This window comes from Aquimarina agarilytica ZC1, from assembly GCF_000255455.1.
In the GTDB taxonomy this organism is placed as follows: Bacteria; Bacteroidota; Bacteroidia; order Flavobacteriales; family Flavobacteriaceae; genus Aquimarina; species Aquimarina agarilytica.
Genome location: NZ_JH621318.1, coordinates 1 through 3,691, shown reverse-complemented (window position 1 = coordinate 3,691; position 3,691 = coordinate 1). Strand labels below are relative to the sequence as shown.

Below are 3,691 nucleotides of genomic sequence, written 5' to 3'. Positions count from 1 at the left end.
GAAATACGTGGCACGGTTTACTCCGAAATTACTGGCACAAATCGAAACGGAGTATCCAAATAATACCTCCAGAAATTAAGAACGATCTAGAGGCTATTGATTCTATAAAAAAAGAAGTAGTTCTAAATAATGAGAAAACTACTGTAAATATTGATTCCATAAAAACTGATACATCCAACAAAATTTCGGAGTGCGAATTTTATTGGAGCAACAGATATCCAAAAGATTCTATTCTTAATAAGATAATCGACAATATTATTAACGAAAATGATATTACTAAAAACAACAAAGAACTACTAACAGAGTTAAAACTAAATTTTGATGATACTTTAGTTTTTGAGAAACCTTTATCTCCAATTTATAGACTATCACAAGAAGAGATAGGAATATTCTCTTTTCCTAGATATAAATATGAAAATAACAGCTTGATTAATGTTTCAAAGGAGCTAGATTTATTAAAAAGTTTTGACACAATAAAAAACAACACAATAGAGCACTTTGGAAAAGTAAAATTCTACCCTTTCGTTTTGGATTCCTTGTTTCCTGATAGGGAAAAACCTTTTATTTATTACTACACTGACAGAAAATCTAAGTTATCTCAAATTATAAATTTTGGAACTTATGTTGATGAATGCTTAGAATATTTTGAGTTCTCATTAGACAATAAAAAAATTGATTTAAAAGAAAAATTACTTTTTAGTAGTCCACATAAAATAGATGTGACTTTTAAAAATTATCCCAAAATAGATTCAATATTAAAAAATCAAGTAAAGAAGGATTGTCTTGACTGTCCAAATAGTGATCATTTTGAAAAAACTTTCGCTCTTTTGGATGGCACAAAAAATGTTTACTTTGTATATGCTGATACTTTCCCTATCAATGATGAGCTTGATACTCCAAGTAGAGGACTTATATATCTTGATGAAAACAATACAATTAAATATTTATGGCATGAAGCTTTAGACTTATTTGGATGTAGCTGCTTATAAAAAAACGTGTGGCGGTCAAGTAAATAAAAGGGGAATTTCACCCCTAAACCTCTCACAGAACCGTACGTGATAATCTCCCTTCATACGGCTCTTATTATGCAGCCAATTCAGCTAAGTTAATTGATAACCTAGTGTCCAATGATAAAATAGATTTGAAAAAACCTTTCTACATGGCATCAAGCATTTTGTCAATTGCATATGGCTGGACTTTACGGCCTTAAAAAGGGACTTTTTAGGACACTGTATTTCATAACAAACTAATACCTTTAAATATAAAATCTCCTTAAATCAGCTTATATTAGCTTAAAAAATCTACAAACGGAGGTTTTTAGACAAACTGCCGTTGTAACATATTTGACTCAAAGTAAATAACATGAAAAAAAGCTTACTACTAACTATTACATCATTTTTATCTCTATTCTCTTGCCAAGAGGACTTAAACGATTATGAAAAGACTACTGTAGATTCAAATATTTCAAATATATCACTTACGACGGTCACAAATAGTAGATCTACTCTTAAAAATAACGAATCTGATATTTTACTTTCAACTTTGGTAAATAGTGAATGGCTTGACTATTCTAATTTTACAGATAAATCGAATGACTATTTAAGAAATACCATAATACATAACCTAAGCATAAAAACAAATGAGAGTGTATCTTATCTACAATCTCAATCTAATTATGAACTTTCACAATGGTCTGCCCTATACCACTTTTTTAAAGAATCATCAATTATAAATGAACAAGATCTTTTAGGAATGACTATGAGAGACCTTAAATCAAGACTTATAAAAGAAAATAATTCAATATTAAAAATTCAATCAAAAAACTATAGTATCAATGAATTAGTAAGACTAGGGTATGAATGGTACCTGCCTCGAGCATATAATAATTTAATTAACCCTAGTAATGGAATACTTTCTCAAGCAAATGAAAACTCTAAATTTAAATTAGTCGTTCCTCGTACTGATGATTATAAAACTAGAAATTCAGTAATTTCTCATTTAATGAATAGTACCGCAGAAACTGATGTATCACACCTTCAAAAGCAATCAGATGAGATATTAGCTGAATGGAAAAACCTTTATTATTTCATTAAACTTTCTAAAGTCAGAAACAGTAATGAAATCTCAAACATGACGATTAAATCTTTAATAAACACTTTAAAAGTTGAGAACAGTAAACGTCTTAATGATATAACCATAAATAATCAAATAAATTTACCAATCAGTGATCTTATTAGTTTAGGTAAAAGATGGTACACTTCGAGTGATCTTGACAATGAAATAAAATTACTTGTTAATGAAAAATTATACGATGAAATGCATGTTGTAAAAATTGTAGAAACGGGGGAATCAGGTGATCGATATAAATATTTAGCAGTATACCATATTAGTTCTGATCCTGATAACAATACAGATACTGACGACCACAACCTACAACTAGCAGGATCTAACAACCTATTTGATTGGGAACATATAATTGAGATTGAAGATAATGGACACCAAGGAGATATAATTAAATGGGGTAATGGATATTTAATTGCATATGAGGATGATCATGATCATGGCACAAATCACGTTGCAATAAAATATTATGATTCATATGATCATATAATTAATGAAAATGCTACATTCGAACGAGTAATGCCTCATACAATAAAAAACAGTGGTAACCGACTAGTTGAAGGAACTCCAGACATAAGAAAAGTTACTGGCAACTCCCCTTATGATGGTTCAATTTTAATAGGTTTCCATTATTTTGACGGAGTTGTAGACAGGCTTGCTATGGGAGTTTACAAAAATGACAACTGGAAAGCATGGAAAGATGTCACTTCCGAATACAATTTACGTAAAATGAACTTTCATCATAATATTGGAAGTAGAAAAGGGTTTATGTATAATGGAAAGTTACTAACCCTACAAGAGGCTAGACGCAATGAAAAATGGAATTCATGGAGAATTATGTTAGGTCTAAACGGTTATTATACTAAAATACATATTACAACTCCTAGTCATATTTCTGATCCTGAAAACCCTTCAGTTTCTTTCGCAAACCCCTCAATAATACCTATAGAAAATAATCAATATCAATATGCTATTACATTATTTTTGCCCACAGAGGGAAATCATCCTAGTGAAAATAATGGTGGAATGATTTATCTCAAATAAACATGTTACAATCGAGTGGGCGGTTCTCCTCTTAAAGGAGGAGAGTGCGCCTCTCTTACCACCAAGCCTACGAGTCACATACTTGGCGATTAGTTACTGATGCTTAATTTTATGCTAGTATTCCTCTAAACTGATGTAACCCTTCTATTTTAATCGGTTTAGTGTTATTGTTGTTCCTAAAATTGGACTTTGAGCTACTGCCCAACCTCTGATCAACCAGTTTAATCGTGTTATCCACTCACTAAAATTAATAGGGCTTGTCTTTTTGGTGAGCTTTTTGAGTTTGCTCTTCAAGCTTTTCCAATTGGATTGCCCCACTATGAGTTGATAGCGTCCTTTCTCCCCTTTCTTGTAGGTTGATGTAAAACCATAACCTAAACAAGTAAAACTTAAAGGGCGGCGGATACCACTCTTTTTCCGATTTACAGGTAGGTGGAGTTTATTTTGCAGAAACTTGTAATACGATTTAATTTAATATTTTCGCATAAAAGCATTAATATAATGGTGATTGCTAGTAATTGATTTA

General features: G+C 31.0%; 2 protein-coding genes. Both read left to right on the top strand.

Annotated features, from left to right (window positions below; all coding sequences use genetic code 11):
- Nucleotides 1–989 (top strand): hypothetical protein (locus KQA_RS19320; protein ID WP_010183037.1); only part of this gene is annotated, 989 nt, incomplete at its 5' end.
- A 553-nt stretch (nt 990–1,542) separates the two neighbouring features.
- Nucleotides 1,543–3,165 carry a hypothetical protein gene (locus KQA_RS0218035; RefSeq protein WP_157366771.1) on the top strand — a complete coding sequence of 541 codons (1,623 nt, stop codon included), beginning with the start codon at nt 1,543–1,545 and terminating at the stop codon, nt 3,163–3,165.
- Nucleotides 3,166–3,691 lie beyond the last annotated feature (526 nt).